Below are 21,513 nucleotides of genomic sequence, written 5' to 3'. Positions count from 1 at the left end.
GGTGACGGCCGTGACGCGGTCGGCCGCGCGCACGTGAAAAACCCGTCGCGCCGGCCCTGAGGACCGACGCGACGGATGAGGCTGATGCGGGCTCAGGAGAGCGCGGGTGCCTGGGCCGCGGGCTTCTCCGGGGCCTTCGGCAGGGCGGGCAGCCCGGCCAGGTCGGGGGCGGGGAGGCCACCGCCGACCAGCGTGGCGGCGACGAGGTTGACGAGATCGGTCACCACGGTCGGAGCCGCCCCGGACACCGCCTTGGCGTCGCCACCGGTGGCCGCCTTGACCAGGGCGTCGACCGCGGTCTGCAGGGCCTTCAGGGCGTCGGCCTTCGGGTCGGCGGACGCGGCGTCGTCCGCCGCCTTGGGGAGCGCCAGGGGCTGCGGGAGCGTCTGGGCCTCGGGGACCGCCGGGGTCTCGGGGAGTTCCGGGGCCTTGGAGGGCTCGGCCGCGGCCTTCGTGATGGCGTCCTTCACCGGGGCTGCGAGCTTCGTGGCGTCATCGGCGGGCAGCTGCCCCTTGTCGGCCTTGAGCACGGCGGTGAGCAGGTTGGTGACGGGTGTGAGCACACCACCCGCGTCGCCCAGGGTCTTGACCTGGGCCAGCAGCTTTTCCGCGTCGGCGACCGGTGCGCGGGCCGCCTCCTGGGCGCTGTCATGCGGAGTGTCGCTCTCGGCGGCGATGACGGGGCCTGCCGTCCCGATGAGGAGAGAGGCGCAGAGGACGGTGGTCGCGATACGCCGTACGGGCAGAGCGCGCATGGATGTTCCCTTCGGTGATGCGTCGGATCTTGTGTTCACCGTGAAAGCGGTGGGGTCCGGCCGCAACCGAGCGACTGCCATTCGGGGGCACGGCGGCCGTCCGGGGCAGGGAAGGGAACGCACGACGGCCGTCCTCCTCGGGGGAGAACGGCCGTCGCTCAGAGCGTGTTGCCGAAGCGTCAGCTGTTGACGCAGGTGTTGCCGAACGCCGGGTTCAGCAGGCCGATCACGTTCACGGTGTTGCCGCAGACGTTGACCGGGACGTGGACCGGGACCTGGGCCATGTTGCCCGAGAGGACGCCGGGGGAGTGGGTGGCGGCACCCTGGGCACCGGCGTCGGCGGCGGCGATGCCGGCGCTGCCGGCCATGGCGGCCACGGCAACGGTGGAGAGGGCGAGGGCCTTCGCGGTACGCGACATGCGGGGTTGCTCCTTGGTCAGTTGATGCTCGGCAGGGCGGGGTGCCCGGCCCATGGATCAACGGATGTCGCCCGCAGGAGTTGTGGGCCCAAAAGGGTGATCTGCTGGCGCCGGGTTAACGCGAAGGGACCGTCGGGCCGTGCTCCCGGCAGGTTCCTGGCGTTACGCACTTCACGTTTCCGACACACTTGTCAGCCTTCCTGGATTAATGCGGAAAGCGGCTAGTGTTGCTCTCCTCCTGAAGCCATTTGTAAGAACAAGTGCGGGAAGTTACGGGTCCGGTGTGACTGTCGCATTTCAATTCTCCCTCCTGGTTCGGAACTTTCCCGAAAGGGCAACGCCGGTCATGCGTCATCCCCTGGGCCCCCCTCCGCGTCGCGTGACGCCGTGCGATTTCGTGCGGCACGAATACGCCTCCGACATGCTCTTCGCCGCTGTGGCCGCGAAGCGGTAGCGCACCACCTTCCCCCTGAGCAAGGCGCCGTGCATGCAACTGTCATCAAACGACCACCGGCTGAGCGTCCTTCACGTCGCCCAGCCCGTCGACGGCGGAGTGGCCCGCGTGGTCACCGACCTGGTGAAGTCCCAGCTGTCCACCGAAATGCGGGTCGACGTGGCGTGTCCGCCGGGCGGCCGTCTGCCGGACGCCGTGCGCGGCCTGGGAAGCGGCACGCACGCGTGGGCGGCGACCCGCTCCCCGGGGCCGGGGCTCCCGGACGAGGTGCGGCGCCTCGCCCGCATCGTCGACGAGCTGCGGCCGGACGTCGTGCACGCGCACAGCGCCAAGGCCGGACTCGCCGCCCGGCTCGCCCTGCGCGGCAAGGTGCCCACGGTCTTCCAGCCGCACGCCTGGTCCTTCGAGGCCGTCGGCGGGGTGACCGCGCGGCTCGCCCGGCACTGGGAGCGCTTCGGGGCGCGCTGGGCCACGCACCTGATCTGCGTCAGCGAGGCGGAACGGCTCACCGGACAGCGCTCCGGGATCGACGCGCCCTGGTCGGTGATCCCGAACGGGGTGGATGTGGAACGCTTCCGCCCGGTGGCCGCGCAGGCGGCACGGGCCGACCTCGGGCTCTCCCGGCAGGAGCTCCTTGTCGTGTGCGTGGGGCGGCTGTGCCGGCAGAAGGGGCAGGACGTCCTGCTGCGGGCCTGGGCGCCGGTCGCCGAGCGGCTGCCGCTCGCCCGGCTCGTGCTCGTCGGGGACGGGCCCGACGCGGCCGGTCTGCGCGAGCGGGCGCCCGCCTCCGTGCGGTTCGCCGGAGACGTCGGGGACGCCACCCCCTGGTACCAGGCGGCCGACCTCGTGGTCCTGCCGTCCCGGTGGGAGGGCATGGCACTCGTACCCCTGGAGGCGATGGCCTGCGCCCGGCCCGTGGTGGTCACCGACGTGGACGGGGCGCGCGAGAGCCTGCCGCCCGCGCTGGCGTCCCACGGCCTGGTCCCCGCCGAGGACCCCGAGGCACTGGCACGAGCCCTCCTGCGTCTCCTCGGCGATCCGCCCCTGCGTGAATCCCTCGGCCGGGCAGCGCACCGCCACGTCCTGAACACCCACGACGTGCGGCACACCGCGGACGCTGTCGCGGCCGTGTACCGCGAGCTACTGGGCGTGGGACCCATCAAGTGCAGGGAGTCCATCACCCCGTGAGTGCGGAACGAACCGTCGCCCCTGCCGCGCAGCCACGGGCGGCCGACCACGCCATCGCCACCGCCTCGGTCATCCCTCCCCGAGGGTCCGGGGGCGGCCGCAGGACGAGCGTCACCTGGGGGGCTTCGGCGCGCCGCTCATCGGCGCTCCCCCTGTTCGCCGTCGACTGCAGCGCGGCCCTCCTCGCCACCGTGCTGCTCGCCGATCCGCAGCGCCACCCCCTCCTCGTGGTCCTGCTGCTCGCCGCGGTGACCGGCCTGAACGCACGCGCCGCCCTGTACCGCCCGCTCGCCGTGCCCTGTGCCCTCGACGAACTGCCGTCGCTCGCCTGGCAGGCCCTCCTGAGCTGGTGTGCCGTGGGGCTCCTCGCCGCGAGCGTCGCCGCCCTCGACCCGCTCTCCCTCAGCACCCTGTGCACGGCGGCGGCACTCCAGAGCGTGCTGTGCTGCGCGGGCCGCGGCGCCCTGTACGGATGGGCACGCAGAGCGGCGCTCCGGCAGCCACGCCCGGCCCTGGTCGTCGGCCCCGGAACCGTCGCACGGCGCGTGGCGGAGGCGGTACTGCGCCATCCGCGGGCCGGGGTACGGCCCGTGGGCATCGTGGGGGACGCGCCCGCCGAGCGCCCGGAGTCGGACGTCGCCGAACTGCCGGTGCTCTCCACGATCGAGGAGCTGCGCCGCGCGGTCATCCAGAACGACGTACGCACGGTCCTGGTCGTCGGACCGACCCCGGGCCCGGAGCAGATCGGGTGGCTGCGGACGCTGAGCGGTTCGGGCTGTGACGTATGGGCGGTCGACGCGACGCAGCCGCCGGGCTACGACGCGCCGGGGCGCCAGGCAAGATCCGGGCGGCTCGCGGGGTTCCACTGCCGTCAGCTCGTGCCCGTGCGGCGCAGGCACTTCAGCGTCAGCAAGCGCGCCCTGGACCTCGTGACCTCGGGGTTCCTGCTGCTGCTCATCAGCCCCGTGCTCCTCACGTGCGCCGCCGTCCTGCGGGCCACCGACGGCCCCGGGGTGATCTTCCGTCAGGAGCGCATCGGCAGGGACGGCCGGCCGTTCACCCTGCTGAAGTTCCGCACGCACCGGCCCGCCGACCCGCACGAGGCGGCGACCCGGTGGACCGTCGCGGGCGAGCAGCACATGAGCCGGTTCTGCCAGTTCCTGCGCCGTTCGTCGCTCGACGAGCTTCCCCAGCTGTGGAACGTCCTGCGCGGCGACATGAGCCTGGTCGGGCCCCGGCCCGAACGCCCTTATTTCGTTGGCAAGTTCAGCCAGACCTACCCCGGATACGCCGAGCGCCACCGGATGCCGACCGGCATCACCGGGCTCGCCCAGATCCAGGGGCTGCGCGGCGACACCTCGATCGAGGACCGGTGCCGGTTCGACAACGCCTACATCGACAGCTGGTCGTTCTGGCAGGACCTCTGCATCCTGCTGCGCACCGCAGTCTCCCTCGTACGTCCGACGGGGAGCTGACCCGCTTGAACGCCGCCTCGATCACGTTCTTCCCGGCCGGGTCACCCGCCGCCGCCTTGATGTCGGCGCTCCGGAGCGCCGGTCCCGTGCTGCCCGTCATGGCCGTGGTCGCCCTGCTCGCGCTGCCGGTGCCGCCGAGCGAGGGCGGCACCGGCGGGGGCACCATCGCTGACGCGGCCTCCGCCCTGGTGGTGCTCTGGTGCGTGGCCCGCACCGTGCGCGGGGCGCGGCGGCCGCTGACCCGGACCGCCGCCGTCGTGCTCGGCATGCCGGTGGTCGGCATCGCGGTCGCGGCGGTCGGCGCGAGCACCGCGACCGCGGGGATGACCGGCCTGGCGCGCTATCTGCAGGTCTTCGTCCTCGTGCCGGCCGCGGTCCTGCTGCTCGTACGCGACCGCCGCGACTTCCGCCTGGTGGCCTGGTCCCTCATCGGCCTCGCCCTGTTCCAGGGCTCGCTCGGCGTCTATCAGTACGTCACGGGCACGGGCGCCAGCTACATGGGTTCGGACGTCCGGGCCGTGGGGACCTTCGGCGCGACGGACGTCATGGGAATGTCGACCGTGGTGTCGTACGGGGTGGTGTGCGCGGTCGCCCTCGCGCTCGGCCCGGCCTCGCCGAGGCAGCGTCAGGTGGCGCTGGCGTGCGCGCTGCTCCTGACCGTTCCGCTCGCGCTCTCCTTCAGCCGCGGCGCCTGGATCGCCACCGTCGTGGCCTGCGGCGCCCAGCTGGGGCTCGCGGGCGTACGGAACGCGCTGCGGGCGCTCACGGCGCTGGCTGCCGCGGCCGTGGTCCTCGTGGGCGGATTCGGCATCGGCACCCAGATGCTGCAGGAGCGCGTCACCAGCATCACGCAGGTTTCCGACGCCCCCGACCAGTCGGTCACCGACCGGTACACCATGTGGGCCGCGGCGGTGGACATGTGGCGTGCCGAGCCGGTGACGGGCGTGGGGCTCAAGGCCTTCCCCGACCACCGCGACAGTCACGCCTCGCTGGCCCTCTCCTCCGCGAGCGACACGGCGGGCGCGGGCGCGAAGTTCAGCCGCCAGCCGCTGCTCTCCCCGCACAACATGTACTTGCTCGTCCTCGGCGAGCAGGGGCTGCTCGGCCTGTGCGCGCTGGTGGGCAGTTGGGCGGCCTTCCTGCTGCTCGGCCTGCGGCGGCTGGTCCGGGTGCGCGGGAGCGCGGGCGCGGACTGCGCGCTCGTCGCGTGCGGGCTGCTGGCGTGGCAGCTCGTGGACTTCTCGTACGCCGACATCGGCGGTCCCTCGACGGTCCTCATGGCCGTGGTCCTCGGGCTCGCCGCCTGGTGGGCGCTGTCCGGCCGCGCGCTGGCCGCCCCGATGCCGGGGGAGGTGCCGCGATGACCTCCACCACCCACTCCGTGGACGCGGAACCGGCGGGCAAGGTGCCCGCTCCGGCCACCGAGGCCGGGCCCGCCAGGGGCTCCGACCCGTCCAACGGGTTCCTCGCCAAGGCCGCCCTGATCACCGCGGCCCTCACGGTGGCCGGATCGGTGCTCGGCCTCGTACGCGACCAGGCGCTGGCCCACTTCTTCGGGGCGGGCCCCGAGACCGACGCCTTCCTCGTCGCGTGGACCGTCCCCGAGGTGGCCACCACCCTGCTCATCGAGGACGGCCTGGCCTTCGCCCTCGTCCCCGCCTTCAGCATGGCGCTCGCCCGCCGGGGCCGGGGCGCGCGCCGCGATCCGGTCCGCGCCCTTGTCGCCGCGTCGCTGCCCCGGCTGATGCTGGCCTCCGGGGCGGTCGCGCTGATCCTGATGGCCGGGGCGCCGGTCCTGGTGGAGGTCCTCGCGCCGGGGCTGCCCGACCCGCGCCTCGCCGTGGACTGCACGCTGCTCACCGCCACCTGCGTCTTCACCTTCGGCCTCGCCGGATACTGCAGCGCGGCCCTGCGCGCCCACCGCCGGTTCGTGGCGCCCGCCGCCATCTACGTCTTCTACAACATCGGCATCATCACCGCCGTGTTCGTCCTCGCCCCCCGCCACGGCGTCCGGGCAGCAGCGCTGGGCGTCGCGGCCGGCGGCGTACTCATGGTGCTCGTCCAGGCCCCCTCGCTCTGGCGGCAGCTCACCCGCGACACGGCGGACGCGCCGAACGAGAGCGCGGCGGACTCCTCGGGTCCGGCGCTGATGGGCCGCACCGTAGTCGCCACCGTGCTCCTTTTCGCGCTGTGCCGGCAGTCGCAGGTGCTCATCGAGCGCTTCCTGGCGTCCTCGCTGCCCTCGGGAGCCATCTCGCACCTCAACTACGCGCAAAAAGTGGCGCAGGTGCCGATGATCCTCTCCCTGATGCTGTGCACGGTCACGCTCCCCGTCGTCGCGCGGGCGCTGGCCGAAGGAGACGTCAAGCGCGCGAGATCACGCGTCGAGCGGGACCTGGGCCTGGCCGGCTGCGTGGTGCTCCTCGGCACCGCCGTGGTGATCGCCTGCGCGCCCCAGCTCATCCAACTCCTCTTCCAGCGAGGCGCGTTCACCGCCGACGACACCGACGCCACGGCGGCCGTGATGCGCGTCTACGCCCTGGGGCTCCTCGGCCACACGCTGGTGGGGGCGCTCGTCCGCTCGTACTTCTCCGGCGGGCGGGCCACGTGGTTCCCGCTGGCCGCGATGGCGATCGGGGTCGCCGCGACCGCCGGGGCGGGCAGCTGGGCGGTGGACGTGTGGGGCGTACGCGGCATCGCGCTCGCCAACGCGGCGGGCATCAGCATCGCGGCCTGCGTGCTGCTGTGCGGGATGGGCCCGCGCAATGTGCCGATCCGGGTCCGCGGGGTCCTTCGCGAGCTGGCCAAGCCCGTGGCCGCGGCGGTGTGCGCCACCGGGGCGGGCGGCGCCGTCGCGAGCGCCCTGGACTCCCCGTTCGCCGCCTTCGCCGTCGGTGCGTCGACCGTGTCCGCCGTGTTCGTCCTGGTGCTCTGGATCCTGAAGTCCCAAGCCGTCGAGCCCGTCATCCGCTCCGTCACATCCGCCACACGAAAGCTCACGCATGTCCGTTGACACAGCACTCGGTGAGACCCCCCGTTCACGGCGTACGCGGCGCCGGCTGCCACAAGCGCCGATGTGGGTGGCGATGTACCACTCCGTGGACACCTGCGCGGACGACCCCTACAAGATCACCGTCACGCCCGAACGCCTCGCGGCCCAACTGCGCTGGCTGCGGCGCCAGGGCCTGCGCGGGGTGAGCATGTCCCGGCTCCTCACGGCGCGCGCCCGCGGCGAGGGGCGCGGTCTGGTCGGCCTCACCTTCGACGACGGATACACCGACTTCGTCGCCAACGCCCTGCCGCTCCTGCACCACTACGACTTCGACGCCACCGTCTTCGTGCTCCCCGGCCGCCTCGCGGGCGACAACGCGTGGGACCCGCTGGGCCCGCGCAAACCGCTGCTCGACGCGGCGGGCATCCGCGTCGCCGCCGCCGAGGGGATGGAGGTCGCCTCGCACGGCCTGACGCACGTCGACCTCACCCAGGCGGACGACCGGCTGCTGTGGCAGGAGACCAGCGGCAGCCGGGTCGCGCTGTCCGACATCATCGGACGCGAGGTGGAGGGCTTCTGCTACCCGTACGGCACCGTCGACCAGCGCGTGGTCGACACCGTACGAGCCGCCGGTTACCGCTACGCCTGTGCGATCTCCCCCGGCGCCCTGACCGGGATGCACGCCTTGCCGCGCGTCCACATCGGGCAGGAGGACACCGCCCTGCGGCTCCAGCTGAAGCTGCGGCTGAACCGGCTGCGCCGCCGTGCGGTCCGCGAACCGGCGGTGACCGAATGAGGGCCCTGCACATCATCACCGGCCTGGGAGTCGGCGGAGCCGAACAGCAACTGCGCCTGCTGCTGCGCCACTTGCCGACCGAGTGCGACGTCGTGACCCTCACCAACCCCGGCCCGGTCGCCGAGGGTCTGGCGGCCGACGGGGTGCGCGTCATCCACCTGGGCATGTCAGGCAACCGCGACCTGGGTGCCGTGCCGCGCCTGGTGAAGGTCATCCGTGGCGGCGGCTACGATCTCGTGCACACCCACCTGTTCCGCGCCTGCCTCTACGGGCGGATCGCCGCCCGCCTCGCGGGGACGCGTGCCGTCGTGGCCACCGAACACTCCCTGGGCGACTCGCAGATGGAGGGACGGCCGCTGACCGCGGGCGTCCGTGCGCTGTACCTGACCGGCGAGCGCCTGGGGCGGGCCACGGTGGCGGTCTCCCCGTCCGTCGCCGAGCGGCTCAGCCGGTGGGGGGTGCCCCGGCAGCGCATCCATGTCGTGCCGAACGGCATCGACGCCGACCGGTTCCGCTTCGACCCCCGCGCCAGGGTCGCCGTACGCCGCCGACTGGGGCTCCCGGACGAGGCGTTCGTCGTCGGCGGCGTCGGCAGGCTGGCCCCCGGCAAGCGTTTCGACGTCCTGCTGCGTGCCCTGGCCGCGCTGCCCCAGGACGTTCGCGTGCTCCTGGTCGGCGGCGGCCCCGAGGAAGCGGCTCTGCGCGCCCTGGCTCATCAACTGGGCGTCAGCGAGCGGGTGTTGTTCGTCGGGGAGCAGCCCTACCTGTCGGCGACCGGAGCCGGGTCCGGGGCGGACACCGAAGAGGTGACCGGACTCCCGGCGTTCCTCGCCGCCATGGACGTCCTCGCGTCGCCGTCCCCCGAGGAGGCCTTCGGCCTCGCCGTCGTGGAGGGCCTCGCCGCCGGTCTGCCAGTGGTCTACGTCCGCTGCCCCGCCGTCGAGGACCTCCCGCCGGACGCCGCCACCGGCGCCGAGCGCGTGACCGGCGACCCGGACTCCTTCGCGGGGGCGCTGCTGCGGGCCAGGTCGGCGGGGCAACGGCCGCGCCTCGCCCCGGAGGCAGCGCAGCACTACAGCATCACCCGCAGCGCCGCACAGCTGATGCACGTCTACGAGGCAGCTGCCTCCGGCTCGACCCCGAGAGTGAGTTCCTGATGACCGATACCCTCAGCAGGCGGTACCGCCCGGCCGACCCGGCCCTGATGCTGGCCCGCGTGAAGCGACTGCCCGCGTGGTGGCTCCTGCCCGCGGGGGCCGCGCTCGGCGCCCTCACCGGCGGTCTGTACGGCGCGGTCGCGACACCCGAGTACACCGCCACCAGCTACGTGATCGCCGTCCCGCAGAAGGACTCCGACCCCACCGCCGCGCTGGGCTTCGCCACCGCGTACGGCCGCGTCGCCACCCAGCTCGCGGTGCTCGGCGACGCCCAGGTGGAATCGGGCGTCTCGCCGCAGGCGCTGCGCGAGAGCGTGCGGGCCGCCACCTCGCCCGACGCCCCGATGATCTCCATCTCGGCGACGGCGGCCAAGCCGGGCAAGGCGGCCGACATCGCCAACGCGGTCTCGCGCTCCCTGACCAACAACGCGAACCACACCAAGGACAGCACGCGGGTACGTCTCCTGCAGCTCTCCCGGGCGGTGAAACCCGAGGCCCCCGCATCGGCGTCGGCGCCCATGACCGCCCTGGTCGGCGCGTGTGCGGGAGGTCTGCTCGGCGGGCTCGCCCTCCTGGTGCGGCCACGCCGCGGCGAGGACACCCCGTCCGCCGCGGTACCGGGCCCCGCACAGTCCGCCGACATCGACCGGGAGAGGTGACAGGGGTGGCGGGCAATGCCCTGACGGTCGAACTCTGCACGGACGAAGCGGAGTTCGGAAGCCTCGCGTCGGCGTGGGCCCGGCTGCACCGCACGTGCCGGACGGCGACGCCCTTCCAGAGCCACGCGTGGCTGCACTCGTGGTGGCTCTCCTACGGCAGGCGCGGACGGCTGCGCGTGGTCCTCGTGCGCAGGGACGGCGAGCTCGTCGCCGCGGCGCCGCTGATGCGCGCGTACCTCCCGCTTCCGGCGCTCGTGCCGCTCGGCGGCGCGATCTCCGACTTCACCGACGTGCTGATCGACGACACGATCGCCGACCAGGCCGCGGACGCGCTGGCCGACGGCCTGTCGAAGCTGGCCCGCGGCGCCCTGATCGACTTCCGCGAGGTCCGCTCCGGAGCCGCGGTGGAGCGCATCTACGAACGCTGGCGCGGGCCCCGGCTCCGCCTCACGGACTCGCTCTGCCTGGAGCTGCCCACCACGTCGATGGAGGAACTGCTCGGGCGGCTGCCCGCCCCGCGGGCCCAGCGGGCGCGCGCCAAGATCCGCAAGCTGGACGCGCTCGGCGTCCAGCGACGGGTCGTACGCCACGACGAGGTGGACGCGTCGGTGCGCACGCTCCTGCGTCTGCACCAGCTCCAGTGGCAGGACCGCAAGGTGACGTCCGAGCATCTCCAGCCCCGGTTCTCCGAGCACCTCATCAGGTCGGTGGGGCTCATGGTCAGGTCGGGCGACGCGGTCGTCACCGAGTTCCGGCTCGACGACGACGTGGTGGCGGCCGATCTGACGCTCCTCTCGCCCCATCTCGTCGGCGGCTATCTGTACGGGGCGCACCCGCGGCTCCGTGAGCGGAAGGTGGACGTGGCGACGATGCTCCTGAACGCCTGCACGCAGCATGCCGAGGGTGAGCGGAGCCGGGTGCTCAGCCTCCTGCGCGGCAACGAACCGTACAAGCGCCACTGGCGCCCCGAGGAAGCCACCAACCACCGGCTGCTCCTCGCCCGCCGGCGCACCGCCCCCGTGCTGCGGGCCGCCGCATGGGAGGCGGCGGCCCGCAGCCGGGGCAAGGAGATCCTGCGCAAACGCCGGGAACTCCGGGAACACCGGGAGCGCCCGGAGAAATCCTGAGCGGTCCCGGGCGAACCCGCTTACGACCGCTTGTACCAGTCCAGGCGCATGCACAGCTTCCCGCCCAGCCAGTGCTCGACCCAGTCGCCCAGGTTCAGCGGCGAACAGTTCGGCGGCTGCGTGGGCTTGGTGGGCTGCGTCGGCTCCGGGGTGGTCGGCCCGGTGTCCGTGCGGCCGAAGAGCAGCGAGCGGTACGCCTTGGACGACTTGGGATTGTCCTCGCACTGCCACACGCCGTGCGGGCAGTAGTCGGTGACGGTGTTGTACAGCGGTTTGTGCTCGTCCATCCAGGCGAGCATTTTCCGCATGTACTCCTCGTTGTCGCCGTTACGGAATAGGCCCCACTCCGGGTAGGAGATCTCCTTGCCGTGAGCCTTCGCGAATTCCACGTGCTCCTTCAGGCCGTACGGCTCGCTGACCTGCTCGGCGAAATCGGTGCCCGTCGGCTGGTCGTACGAGTCCATGCCGACGATGTCCACGACGTCGTCACCCGGATAACACTGCGTCCAGGGAATGGCGTCCCGGCCCCTGTTCGGCGTGAAGTCGAACTTGAACTTCTGGCCCGGCACCGAACGCATCGTCGTGACGATGCGCTTCCAGTACTTCTTCCAGGATTCCGGGTCGGGGCCGCACCGATGGGTGTACGTGGTGCCGTTCATCTCCCAGCCGAGCACCACCACGGTGTCCGGGATGTCGAGCTTCACGAGCCGCTCCGCGAGCGCGCGGTAATGCCGGTCGAACTCGCCCGCGGCGCCCCGCTGGAGCAGTGAACGGACTTCCCAGTCGCCGACGCGTTCCTCGTTGCGCTCCATCATGGGGACGTTGAGCACGAAGAGCCGGTCGTCCTTCTCCCGCCGCCACTCGGCCCAGCTCTCCAGGAAGTTCGGCGCCCCCTCGATGTTGCTCCACCGGTCACCCGGCAGGTAGGTGTGCCCGACGCTCAGCTCGGCCCCGCCCAGCCATTCGCTGAGCTCGGTCATGCGCTCCACGCCCTGCGGCCCGTAGGTGAGGTAGGCCCCGAACGCGGGCTTCGAGACGGGCTTCGAGACGGGCGGGGAGGCCGACGGATCGGGGTCCTGGCCGGCGCCCCACGCGTGCCCGGATCCGACGGCGAGCGCTGCTGACACGACGATTCCGGTGGCGGTGAACACCAGTCGTCTACGGGGGGTCCGGGGTCTCTGCGCGGCCATGGTCGCTCCTCACGCTGCTCCTCATCCACTGACACTCAGTCATATGTATTTCTATTGCGCCAATCGAGCCCCTAATCCTCTGGGCGTGCCCATCGCCCGCATGGGGGATGGAATTGAGAGAATTTGGCCGTGCTCACTCTCGACACCCGGGTACCCGCGGTTCTGCTGCGGATCGACCCGAACCCTTTTCATCACGGCACACTCGGAGCCGTCCGGTCCTTGGGCCGCGCCGGAGTGGAGGTGCATGTGGCGGCCGCGGATTCCGCGGAAAGCCCGGTGCGCAGATCCCGCTATCTGCACCAGACGCACCCTCCGCCGCCGCCGGGCGCGTCGCTCCGGGAGATCGCCGTCGTCCTGCGCCGCATCTCCCACCGGGTCGCCAGGCCGTCCGTGCTGATTCCGATGGACGACGCGGGAGCCCTCGCGATCGGACGGCTGCAAAGAGAACTGGCGGAGACCTATCTCCTGCCCGACCAGGCCCGCGGAATCGCGGAGCGGGTGGCCGACAAGGCGACGCTGACCGAGGTGTGCGCCACGGCGGGAATCCCGCACCCGGTGACCCTCCTGCCGGAGTCACCGGCCCAGGCGGCCGCCGCCGTACGGCAGTTGGGGCTCCCCCTAGTGGCGAAGTGGAGCCGCCCGTGGCTGGTCCCCACCGGGACGGATCTGCGCAGCACGGTCCTGGTGCGGTCGGCGGGGCAGGCCCGGGAGCTCTACCGGCGCAGCGAGGAGGCGGGCAGCCGGCTGCTGCTGCAGGCCTTCCTGCCGGCCGCCCCCGGCCGCGACTGGTTCGTCCACGGATACGTCGACCGCGCGGGGGCCGTGCGCGGCGGCGGCTCCGGCCGCAAGCACCGCTCCTGGCCGCGCAGGGCGGGCCTGACGGCGGTGGGCGAGTGGACGCCCGACCCGGGCCTGCGGGCCGACGTGGAGAGACTGGTCGACACCCTGGGCTACCGGGGCATCTTCGACCTCGACTTCCGGGTGGACTCCGCGACCGGCGAGCACTGCCTGCTCGACTTCAACCCGCGGCCCGGCGCCCAGTTCCGGCTCTTCGCCGACGGCACCGACCTGGACGTGGTGCGCGCCCAGCACCTGGACATGACACACCGGCCGCTGCCGACCGCCGCCGCCCTGCCCGGCCGCTCCTTCGTCGTGGAGAACTACTCCCCGCTGGCCGCCCTGCGCGTCCTGACGGCGACCGGCCGCCCCGCCGCCACCGCGTCACACCGCCGCGAGTTCGCCTGGCACGCCCAGGACGACATGGCCCCCGCCCGCGCCATGTGGGTGCTGTGGTGCCGGCACGTGACGCGGCGGCTCCTGGGCCGGATGCGGCGGACGGTGCGCCCGACTCCGGCCGCGCCGCCGGCGCCCGTACCGACGACGAGAGAGCGAGCAGTCGCTGATGCATGACCTGTTGGTTGTCGGAGCGGACCCCTACGGGCTCTCCATCGCTTCGCACGCCGCCGCCGCGGGACTCGACGTACGCGTCTTCGGCAGACCCATGGCGTCCTGGCGCGACCACATGCCGCGGGGCATGTTCTTGAAGTCGGAACCCTGGGCGTCGAACCTGTCCGACCCCCGGCACCGCTACGGCCTGGCCGCCTACTGCGAGCGCAACGGAACACGGGCCCGGCACGGCGAACCCCTCTCCGTGGAGACGTTCGCCTCGTACGGCCTGTGGTTCGCCCAGCACGCCGTGCCGGACGTCGACGAGCGCATGGTGGCGAGGGTCGCCGCCTGCCCCGGGGGCTTCGAGGTGGTCACCGACGACGGCCAGACCATCCGGAGCCGCACGGTGGCCCTGGCCGTCGGAGTGATCCCCTTCGTCGAGATCCCCTCCGCGCTGCACGGGCTCGGCGCGCGGCACGTCTCGCACAGCAGCCACCACCGGGACCTGGACCAGTTCCGCGGCCGCGACGTCACCGTGATCGGCGGCGGCCAGGCCGCCCTGGAGACCGCCGCGCTCCTCGCGGAGCAGGGCACGCGCGTACGGGTGCTCGCCCGGTCGCACCGGCTGAACTGGAACACCGTGCCCCCCGCCTGGAAGCGCCCGTGGCGGGAGTCCGCCCGCGCCCCGCGCAGCGGCCTCGGCTGCGGATGGCGCAACTGGTTCTACGCCGAGGTGCCGGGCGGCTTCCGGCGGCTCCCCGAGGCCACCCGCGCCCGCGTCTCGGCGTCCGCGCTCGGCCCGGCGGGGGCCTGGTGGGTGCGCGACCGGGTCGAGTCACGCGTCGAGGTGCTGCTCGACCACGAGGTCGCCACGGCGTCGGTCGCGTCGGGCCGGGTGCGCCTTTCGACCGTCGGGAGCAACGGGGGAGGACCGGACTTCGACACGGACCACGTCATCGCGGCCACCGGCTTCAGGGCCACCGGCGCTCGCCTCGGCCTGCTGGCCCCGGACCTGCGCGGCGGCCTGGCGGTGAACGCCGCCGAAGAGCCGTACGCCTCCGTGGAGTTCGAGTCCTCGTACCCCGGCCTGTTCCTGGCGGGTCTGGTCACGGCGTCCAGCTTCGGCCCGGCCATGCGCTTCGTGCACGGCGCCTCTTTCACGGCCGGTCGGCTGGTACGGGGCGTTCAACGCAGCCTGCGGCGCGCCCCGTTGGAGCCCCTCGTCCCGGCGCCGGCCGGCGGGCGAGGCCGCCGGGCACTCCTGGGCGCCGTCAAGCGCTGAGCCGGAACTCCGGCTCCCGGGGACCCGATCAGGTGATGCCGTCGGCGAACGGGTGAATCGGTTCTTCGTCCCGGGCGATCAGGTGGTGGACTCTGTCACATGGGACGGGCCTGGTTGCCCTCCGCCAGCCGTCGGCTCCATGCCGTGGGTAGGCAACACGCCCTTCGCGGGCCGGCCCCCCTCCCGTTCTGGCGGGGAAGAGACCCTCGGGTGTCTCTTCCCCGCCAGCGGCTTGTCCGGGCGGATCGGGGTCCTTCCTACGGACCTCCGCGGCGCCGAGACGGAAGGGCGTCAGCGGCGCGACGAGGCGAAGCCGCGGCGGTACAGGATCCCTCCGCCGACCAGCAGCGCGGCGCTCGCGGCGGCTGCGGCGAGCAGGTCCTGGTCACTTCCGGTCTCGGCGAGCCGAGCGACGGGGTGCGACGCCTCCTGAGCGCCCGACGGCAACTGCCGGGAGGTCGAGGACGCGACGTGCTGCGGCGGCTTGCCGCTCTGCACGGTGTCCATGGGCGGCATGGCACGGTCGACCGGCGGCTCGGCGGCCCGCGGAGGCGTCTCGGGGGTGGAAGGCGACTCGGGCGAGGCAGGCGTCTCGTGCCCCGGGGACGTCGGCGCGGGCGCTCCGTTGGCGCAGCCGTTGCCAGTGGCCGGGTTGAGCAGACCCACCACGTCGACGGTGTTGCCGCAGGCGTTGACCGGAACGTCGGCGGGCGTCTGCACGTTGTTGCCCGCCAGGACGCCGGGCGAGTGACTGGCATCGCCCTGGGCCGTCGAGTGCGTGCCCGCGTGCGTGCCCGAGTGCGATCCGCCGTCCGGGGCGTCGTCGCCGTAGCCGTGCCCGTGCCCGCCGCCCGTCCTGGTCTCCGCGCGCTCCTGTGCGGGCGCTCGGTGCGGGGCGTGGGCGTGGCTCTGCGAGGCGCCGGAGTTCCCGCAGCTGTTGCCCATGGCCGGGTTGCCCACGCCGACCGCGTTCGCGCTGTTGCCGCAGGCGTTCACCGGTACTTCCACCGGGGCCTGCACGCTGTTCCCGGACAAGATCCCGGGCGAACCCGTGGCGCCGCCGTCCGCGCCCGCGGCGTACGCGTTCGAGCCGGACAGGGAGAGGATGCTGGTCGCGGCCGCGGTCGCGAGCATTCCTTTACCAATGACCTGTCGCATCTAGTTGTCTTCCTCTGAGCAAGTGGAAAGCCGGCCTTGGAGTCGGTAGCGACGTCCAAGGCCGGCCATGAGAGTCACAGCCAGGTGGCTGGGTGCTACCTCAGGTGTTGGCGCAGGTGTTGCCGAACGCCGGGTTCAGCAGGGCGATCACGTCGACGGTGTTGCCGCACAGGTTGACCGGCACGTGGACCGGGACCTGGACGAGGTTGCCGGAGAGGACACCCGGGGAACCGACGGCCGCACCCTCGGCGCCGGCGTCGGCGAACGCGGGAGCCGCCATGCTCATGGCCATCACGACACCGGCAATGATCGTCGCGCTCTTCTTGTGCTTCACAGATGTTCCCTTCTCTGTGGTCATGCCGATCTGGCAGTCGAAACCGAGCGAGAACCACGTAGTCGTCTCGCACCATGACCCGCAGCCTGCAAACGAGTTGACGGCCCGGAAGAAACCGCCGATTACGACCAATCGGGAAATTCACCCGAATTAACGCATGCAAAAATGAAGAAGCCCGGGCTGCCGGGCCTGAAAAACAGGCCCGGCAGCCCGAGCGTTCTCACGCCGGCAGATCAGCCGTTGAGCTCTCCGTTCCCGGACAGGACCGGGATGTCGTTCAGGATGTGCGACAGCGGCTCGTCGCCCTTGGCCTGCGTGGAGTTCTCGGTGCACTGCTGGTTCTGCGGCGCCGACAGGATCGGGATGTCCTGGACTCCGACGTTCACGAGCGCGACCAGCGACTGCAGGTTCGCCTTGACCGGGAGACCGACACAGGGCTTGTTCAGCGAGCCCTGGACGAGGGAGAGCTGGGGGCTCATGTCGCCGTGCGTCGCGGAGTTGCCGTACGCCTGCTTGGAGCCGTTGCCGCTCAGGGACGTCGTGCCGTGGTCGTCACCGATGGCCAGTGCCGACGGGGCCGCGGCAGCGGACATACCGACGACGGAAACGGCAACTGCCGCCGTGGCCATAGCCTTCTTCATCATTTTGTGTGTTCCTTTTCTGGCAGAAGCTCGAGTCACTGCGGGCTGCTCAACCGGCCCGCACGAGTTTGAGTTTCGGGGCTTCACTCGGTTGGGGTCAGTACCCGCCCCGTATTGGGCCAATGGAGTGAATCGGAGCAACTAACGGCGGTGCGTGGAGTTAATCAGCACGCTCCGGCGAACGGGGTTTCTTCAGAAGGGAATTAGTTGTGATCAAGAAGGGTATGGCTGCAGCCGCGGTTGCCGTCTCCGTCGTCGGCATGTCCGCCGCCGCAGCTCCGTCCGCGCTGGCCATCGGCGACGACCACGGCACCACGTCGCTCAGCGGCAACGGCGCCCAGCAGGCGTACGGCAACTCCGCCACGTACGGCAACATGAGCCCGCAGATGGCGCTCATCCAGGGCTCGCTGAACAAGCCCTGCATCGGTCTCCCGGTCAAGGCGAACCTGCAGTCGATCGTCGCGCTCGTGAACGTCGGAGTCCAGGACATCCCGATCCTGTCGGCGCCGCAGAACCAGCAGTGCACCGAGAACTCCACGCAGGCCAAGGGCGACGAGCCGCTGTCGCACATCCTGTCCGACATCCCGGTGCTCTCGGGCAACGGGAAGGGCAACAGCTGACCCCCACGCATTGCACAGCGGGCCGCCGTTCACCGGCGGCCCGCTGCCGCGTTCCGTGCCCGCGCTCTCAGCCCCTGGGCCAGTGATCGCGTGACATCAGAGCTCGCCATTCCTGGTCCGGGCGGCCCGGTACGGTTTTTCCCTGCCTTTCCCAGGCAGCCTGCAGCGACTTGAAGATGGGATCATCGACGCGGCTTTCCGGAGAATTCCTGCTCACCGGGATGAGGCCCTGCCGCTTCCATTGATGCTTGAAGTCAGCCATGTTCCCTCGCCATCGACGGGCGTGTGTCGGACCATCTGTTCCAGGTGTGGAATCCAGGGAAACCGAACAGCTTAGGGCGAACGAGTTGTTGTTCGTGCGTGCCGAGAACTCTCGTGCTCCGCAGTGGCGTAGAGCGGTTTACCGTTTCGTCGTCCCGGTTCCCCCGCAGCGGAGTCCAGCTTGCGCACTCACTTCCACTCACCGACCGGATCCCGGCGCACGCGAAAACTGCGGGTCGCCCTTCCGGCGGCTCTTCTGATCGGCACCACCATTGCGATGGGAAACGCCACGGCGCTGCCGCTCCCTGTCCAACGCGTCGATGTCTTCAGCGACATGAAGAATCGACCGAACGAGGGAAGCGGTACGAATATCCTCCTGATGGGAACGGACGGGCGCGACACCATCACGCGCAAGGAGAAGCGGGATTACCGCGCGGGCGGGGTCGCCTGCGACTGCACGGACACGCTCATGCTGGTGCACGTCTCCGAGGCGGGGGACCGCGTCAGCGTCGTCAGCCTCCCCAGGGACTCCTACGCCGACATCCCGGCGCACCGTGACAAGACCACGGGCCGGGTGCGCCCCGCGCATCCGGGAAAGATCAACGGCGCCTACGCGCAGGGCGGTCCGGCGCTGTCGGTGCGGACGGTCGAGGGGATGACCGGCGTCCGCGTCGACCGGTATCTGCAGCTCGACTTCCGGCGCTTCATGGACAGCGTCGACACGGTGGGCGGTGTGCGGGTCTGCACGCCCCGCCCTCTCAAGGACAAGACGACGAAGCTCGACCTCGCCCCCGGCAGCCATCTGCTCAACGGCGGCCGGTCCCTGCAGTACGTCCGCTCCCGGCACGTGGACAACAGCGCCGACTTCGGGCGGATCCAGCGCCAGCAGCGCTTCCTGATCGCCGCGATGCGCGCCGTACGTACGGGGAACGTCCTGGCCGACCCGGTCAGGTCGGCACGGCTCGGGCGGTCGCTGGTCGGCGCGGCGCGGGTCGACCGGGGATTCAGCACCGAGCAGATCCTGCGGCTCGCCACAGAGCTCGGCCAACTCCCGGCGTCGTCCATGGAGTTCACCACGGTGCCGGTGAAGGGCTTCAGCGAGACGCTGAAGGGTTCGCTCCAGTGGGACCGCGCCGAGGCCGACAAGGTCTTCACGGCCCTCAAGCGGGACCAGCCCCTGACACCCCCCGGCTCGCAGGCCAGGCTGAGCGATCCACCGCGGTTCGGCAGCCCGGCGAGCGTACGCGGGGACACCCTGGACTGCGGTTGACGGCCGTCCGATTACTAGGCCAGGTGGGTCGAAGGTCGCAACCATCGCCGTGTCAGGCAGTTGATCATCACGCGGCTCTGCCAAGGGAGCCCGCTCTTGAAGGGAATCAAAATGAAGAAGCTGTGGGCATCCGCGGCCATTGCCGCCTCTGTCGCCGGAATCTCGGCGGGCATGGCCCCCCATGCCATGGCGATCGGTGACGACCAGGGCACCACGTCCCTGAGCGGCAACGGGGCCGAGACGGCGTTCGGCAACTCCGCGACCAAGGGCAACCAGAGCCCCCAGCTCACGCTCGTCCAGGGCACGCTGAACAAGCCCTGCATCGCTGTGCCGGTCAAGGCGAACGTCCAGTCGCTCGTCGCGCTCGTGAACGTCGGAGTCCAGGACATCCCGGTCCTGTCGGCGCCGCAGAACCAGCAGTGCACCGAGAACTCCACCCAGGCCAAGGGTGACGAGCCGCTGTCGCACATCCTGTCCGACATCCCGGTCCTGTCCGGCAACGGCACCGGCAACGGCTGATCCTGCCCCGGGGGCCGGCCGTCGTCGTGCCGGCCGGCCCCTCCGGCTCTCGCCGTGTCGCCTCCACGGTGTGGGGGCGACACGCCGGGGGTAGAGGCTCGGCGTGATTGAACTCGCCGAGATGATCGCGCAGTTACGCGGGGAACTCGCCGCCGCCATGGCCGCGGCGCAGGACGCCGAGAACCCCGAGGACCCCGAGGGCGCAGCACTGCGCTTCGAGCTGGGTCCCGTACAGCTTGAGGCGGAGTTCGCCGTACAGCGGTCCGCCGGTGCGGACGGCAGGATCCGCTTCTGGGTCGTCGAGGCAGGTGCCTCCGGCCAGCAGGCGCACAGCACCACCCATCGCGTCACCCTCAGCCTGGAGCCCCGCGTCCGCGACACCGATCAGCGGCCCTGGGTCAGCGGTGACCGGACCGCACGTGAACGCTGAGCCCGGCCACCATGCCGGCGGCAGTGGGTCTTGAGGCGGCGCGGGTCGCCGAGGTGCTGGTGGAGAGGCCGGGGGGAGCGCCCGGACGGCGCGGGTCCGGATATCGCGTGGGGGACAGGTCCGTGCTGACGGCCGCACATGTGGTCGCGGGACCGGTGACGTCCTTGCGGGTGCGCTTCGACGCCGATCTGCCGGGGGAGTGGAGCGCCGACGTACGCGTCGTCCTGCTCGCCGAGGCGGTGGACCTGGCGCTCCTGGAGATCACGACCGAGCCGCCCGGGCGGTGTGCGGTCGTCGAGAGCCCGCGCTATGGTGCCGTGCCCGAGGCCGACGTGGTGCTCACCGCCAGCGCGATGGGCTTTCCCCGGTTCAAGCTGCGGGACGACGGAATGCGCCTCCTGGACGACGGCGCCCCCAGCCAGTACCGCGACTCCTGCCATGTCTCCGGGACCGTCTCCGTCCTGTCCAACCGCCGTGAGGGCACACTCGAACTGGCCGTTCTCGCGCCACGGGCGGACCCCGAGCCGGAGCGCTCGCCCTGGGAGGGAATGTCCGGCGCGGTGGTCTGGTCCGGCGGTGCCGTCGTCGGTGTGATCAGCGCCCACCACCGCTCGGACGGCCTGGGGCGGCTCGCGGCGGGCAGGGTGGAGCACTGGTACGACGCACTGTCCTTCGCCGAGTTGCGACGCCTGCACGAGGACGCGGGCCTGCCGCTGCCCGGAGAGCTCGCCCCCGCAGCGGAACCGGAGGGGCCGACGGCGCCCCCCAGCCTGGCGAAACTCCCCCCTGACCTGCCCTTGCGTGAACTCATGGCGCTGGTCGACGCCTTGACGAAAGTTCCGTCCCTGAAGGACCCGGGCAGTCTGGCTCTGGTGCTTGCCAGCATCGACGGGGAGATCGCCGCGAACCGGCCGAGGGACGCCAGGCTCAGGATGGACATTTACGGCATCGTCCACACCTGCCTCCGCTATGGGGGCACACTCGATCAGCTCCTGGAGACCGTCCGGCTCCTGGAGGGGCAGTCCGCGGAAGTGGCAGTCGTCGACCGTGAGGCAGCTCAACTGGCCAAGCGATACAGCTGACTTGATGTCGGGCACGGCTCGGATGCGGGGTTTCGCAGCGTGCCGTGCTGGGTCATCATGAGGGGGAAAGGGATGGCGCATGCACGGAATCACGGAGGGGGACTTGGCAGCCGTGGAGCAATCGATGCCTGCCGTCGAGTCCGATCTCGTAGATCTCTCGGGGGTTTCTCTTGAAGCGCTGCTCTCCATGGACGGCAGTGCCATCGCGGGGTCGCTCGAACCCCTGCTGCGCCACATCGACGACGCCCGCGCCGTCACCATGTCGTACAGCCCCTCCCGCTTCGACTGACGAGGCCGCGGCCGTCACCGCGCGGT

23 protein-coding genes are annotated in these 21,513 nt (G+C 71.7%); 16 read left to right on the top strand and 7 right to left on the bottom strand.

The features are described from left to right. Nucleotides 1-92: 92 nt before the first annotated feature. Both ACWGIH_RS30440 and ACWGIH_RS30435 read right to left on the bottom strand, forming a co-directional pair. A complete protein-coding gene (locus ACWGIH_RS30440; RefSeq protein ID WP_453448350.1) occupies nt 93-755 on the bottom strand; it encodes a hypothetical protein in 663 nt (220 codons plus the stop codon). A gap of 179 nt (nt 756-934) precedes the next feature. Then, nucleotides 935-1,174, bottom strand: a complete 240-nt coding sequence (locus ACWGIH_RS30435) for a chaplin (RefSeq protein WP_453448349.1) — start codon at nt 1,172-1,174, stop codon at nt 935-937. Between the two features lie 487 nt (nt 1,175-1,661). On the opposite strand from ACWGIH_RS30435, the gene ACWGIH_RS30430 reads away from it, so the two are divergent. Genes ACWGIH_RS30430 through ACWGIH_RS30395 form a run of 8 tightly spaced genes read left to right on the top strand, consistent with a single transcriptional unit; the run spans nt 1,662 to nt 11,022 of the window. After that, complete coding sequence (locus tag ACWGIH_RS30430) at nt 1,662-2,816, top strand: glycosyltransferase (RefSeq protein ID WP_453448348.1); 1,155 nt, start codon at nt 1,662-1,664, stop codon at nt 2,814-2,816. Beyond that, nucleotides 2,813-4,291, top strand: a complete 1,479-nt coding sequence (locus ACWGIH_RS30425) for a sugar transferase (RefSeq protein ID WP_453448347.1) — start codon at nt 2,813-2,815, stop codon at nt 4,289-4,291. The genes ACWGIH_RS30430 and ACWGIH_RS30425 overlap by 4 nt, the downstream gene beginning before the upstream one ends. A gap of 59 nt (nt 4,292-4,350) precedes the next feature. After that, the gene (locus ACWGIH_RS30420) at nt 4,351-5,655 is read left to right on the top strand and encodes an O-antigen ligase family protein (protein WP_453448395.1); all 1,305 of its coding nucleotides are present in this window, start codon (nt 4,351-4,353) and stop codon (nt 5,653-5,655) included. Beyond that, complete coding sequence (murJ, locus tag ACWGIH_RS30415; RefSeq protein WP_453448346.1) at nt 5,652-7,304, top strand: murein biosynthesis integral membrane protein MurJ; 1,653 nt, start codon at nt 5,652-5,654, stop codon at nt 7,302-7,304. Before ACWGIH_RS30420 ends, murJ begins: the two co-directional genes overlap by 4 nt. Beyond that, a complete protein-coding gene (locus ACWGIH_RS30410; protein ID WP_453448345.1) occupies nt 7,294-8,079 on the top strand; it encodes a polysaccharide deacetylase family protein in 786 nt (261 codons plus the stop codon). Before murJ ends, ACWGIH_RS30410 begins: the two co-directional genes overlap by 11 nt. Next, nucleotides 8,076-9,236, top strand: a complete 1,161-nt coding sequence (locus tag ACWGIH_RS30405) for a glycosyltransferase (protein ID WP_453448344.1) — start codon at nt 8,076-8,078, stop codon at nt 9,234-9,236. The genes ACWGIH_RS30410 and ACWGIH_RS30405 overlap by 4 nt, the downstream gene beginning before the upstream one ends. Then, nucleotides 9,236-9,895, top strand: a complete 660-nt coding sequence (locus ACWGIH_RS30400) for a lipopolysaccharide biosynthesis protein (RefSeq protein WP_453448343.1) — start codon at nt 9,236-9,238, stop codon at nt 9,893-9,895. The genes ACWGIH_RS30405 and ACWGIH_RS30400 overlap by 1 nt, the downstream gene beginning before the upstream one ends. Continuing rightward, complete coding sequence (locus ACWGIH_RS30395; RefSeq protein ID WP_453448342.1) at nt 9,892-11,022, top strand: GNAT family N-acetyltransferase; 1,131 nt, start codon at nt 9,892-9,894, stop codon at nt 11,020-11,022. The genes ACWGIH_RS30400 and ACWGIH_RS30395 overlap by 4 nt, the downstream gene beginning before the upstream one ends. Nucleotides 11,023-11,042: 20 nt before the next feature. Here ACWGIH_RS30395 and ACWGIH_RS30390 read toward each other — a convergent pair whose 3' ends face one another. Continuing rightward, nucleotides 11,043-12,212 carry a glycoside hydrolase family 26 protein gene (locus ACWGIH_RS30390; RefSeq protein ID WP_453448341.1) on the bottom strand — a complete coding sequence of 390 codons (1,170 nt, stop codon included), beginning with the start codon at nt 12,210-12,212 and terminating at the stop codon, nt 11,043-11,045. 129 nt (nt 12,213-12,341) lie between these two features. Between ACWGIH_RS30390 and ACWGIH_RS30385 the strand changes: the two genes are divergently transcribed. Together ACWGIH_RS30385 and ACWGIH_RS30380 are read left to right on the top strand one after the other, a co-directional pair. Then, nucleotides 12,342-13,622, top strand: a complete 1,281-nt coding sequence (locus tag ACWGIH_RS30385; protein WP_453448340.1) for a carboxylate--amine ligase — start codon at nt 12,342-12,344, stop codon at nt 13,620-13,622. Further along, nucleotides 13,615-14,883, top strand: coding sequence for an FAD-dependent oxidoreductase (locus ACWGIH_RS30380; protein ID WP_453448339.1), 1,269 nt, complete (start codon nt 13,615-13,617; stop codon nt 14,881-14,883). The genes ACWGIH_RS30385 and ACWGIH_RS30380 overlap by 8 nt, the downstream gene beginning before the upstream one ends. Nucleotides 14,884-15,174: 291 nt before the next feature. Here the strand turns inward: ACWGIH_RS30380 and ACWGIH_RS30375 are convergent, their stop codons facing one another. The 3 genes from ACWGIH_RS30375 to ACWGIH_RS30365 form a co-directional block, all read right to left on the bottom strand. After that, nucleotides 15,175-16,041 carry a chaplin family protein gene (locus ACWGIH_RS30375; protein ID WP_453448338.1) on the bottom strand — a complete coding sequence of 289 codons (867 nt, stop codon included), beginning with the start codon at nt 16,039-16,041 and terminating at the stop codon, nt 15,175-15,177. Between the two features lie 100 nt (nt 16,042-16,141). Then, the gene (locus ACWGIH_RS30370) at nt 16,142-16,399 is read right to left on the bottom strand and encodes a chaplin (RefSeq protein WP_371527420.1); all 258 of its coding nucleotides are present in this window, start codon (nt 16,397-16,399) and stop codon (nt 16,142-16,144) included. A gap of 209 nt (nt 16,400-16,608) precedes the next feature. Continuing rightward, nucleotides 16,609-17,019: a rodlin gene (locus tag ACWGIH_RS30365; protein ID WP_453448337.1), complete on the bottom strand. Its 411-nt coding sequence runs from the start codon at nt 17,017-17,019 to the stop codon at nt 16,609-16,611. A gap of 206 nt (nt 17,020-17,225) precedes the next feature. On the opposite strand from ACWGIH_RS30365, the gene ACWGIH_RS30360 reads away from it, so the two are divergent. Continuing rightward, nucleotides 17,226-17,636, top strand: a complete 411-nt coding sequence (locus tag ACWGIH_RS30360; RefSeq protein ID WP_453448336.1) for a rodlin — start codon at nt 17,226-17,228, stop codon at nt 17,634-17,636. 67 nt (nt 17,637-17,703) lie between these two features. Here ACWGIH_RS30360 and ACWGIH_RS30355 read toward each other — a convergent pair whose 3' ends face one another. Then, nucleotides 17,704-17,898, bottom strand: coding sequence for a hypothetical protein (locus ACWGIH_RS30355; RefSeq protein ID WP_453448335.1), 195 nt, complete (start codon nt 17,896-17,898; stop codon nt 17,704-17,706). 378 nt (nt 17,899-18,276) lie between these two features. On the opposite strand from ACWGIH_RS30355, the gene ACWGIH_RS30350 reads away from it, so the two are divergent. The 5 genes from ACWGIH_RS30350 (at nt 18,277) to ACWGIH_RS30330 (ending at nt 21,487) form a co-directional block, all read left to right on the top strand. Further along, nucleotides 18,277-19,167: an LCP family protein gene (locus ACWGIH_RS30350; protein ID WP_453448334.1), complete on the top strand. Its 891-nt coding sequence runs from the start codon at nt 18,277-18,279 to the stop codon at nt 19,165-19,167. Between the two features lie 111 nt (nt 19,168-19,278). After that, nucleotides 19,279-19,686: a rodlin gene (locus ACWGIH_RS30345; RefSeq protein WP_453448394.1), complete on the top strand. Its 408-nt coding sequence runs from the start codon at nt 19,279-19,281 to the stop codon at nt 19,684-19,686. A gap of 103 nt (nt 19,687-19,789) precedes the next feature. Beyond that, the gene (locus ACWGIH_RS30340; RefSeq protein WP_453448333.1) at nt 19,790-20,116 is read left to right on the top strand and encodes a trypco2 family protein; all 327 of its coding nucleotides are present in this window, start codon (nt 19,790-19,792) and stop codon (nt 20,114-20,116) included. Nucleotides 20,117-20,127: 11 nt separating this feature from the next. Next, complete coding sequence (locus ACWGIH_RS30335; protein ID WP_453448332.1) at nt 20,128-21,198, top strand: effector-associated domain 2-containing protein; 1,071 nt, start codon at nt 20,128-20,130, stop codon at nt 21,196-21,198. Nucleotides 21,199-21,277: 79 nt separating this feature from the next. Then, nucleotides 21,278-21,487 (top strand): hypothetical protein, encoded by a 210-nt coding sequence (locus ACWGIH_RS30330; RefSeq protein WP_363209049.1) that lies wholly within the window; start codon nt 21,278-21,280, stop codon nt 21,485-21,487. The last annotated feature ends 26 nt before the right edge of the window (nt 21,488-21,513 follow it).

The sequence above is a fragment of the Streptomyces sp. NPDC054872 genome (genome assembly GCF_053610705.1).
The sequence above is the reverse complement of the archived record's forward strand: the minus strand, read 5'-3'. Positions and strand labels throughout refer to the sequence as shown.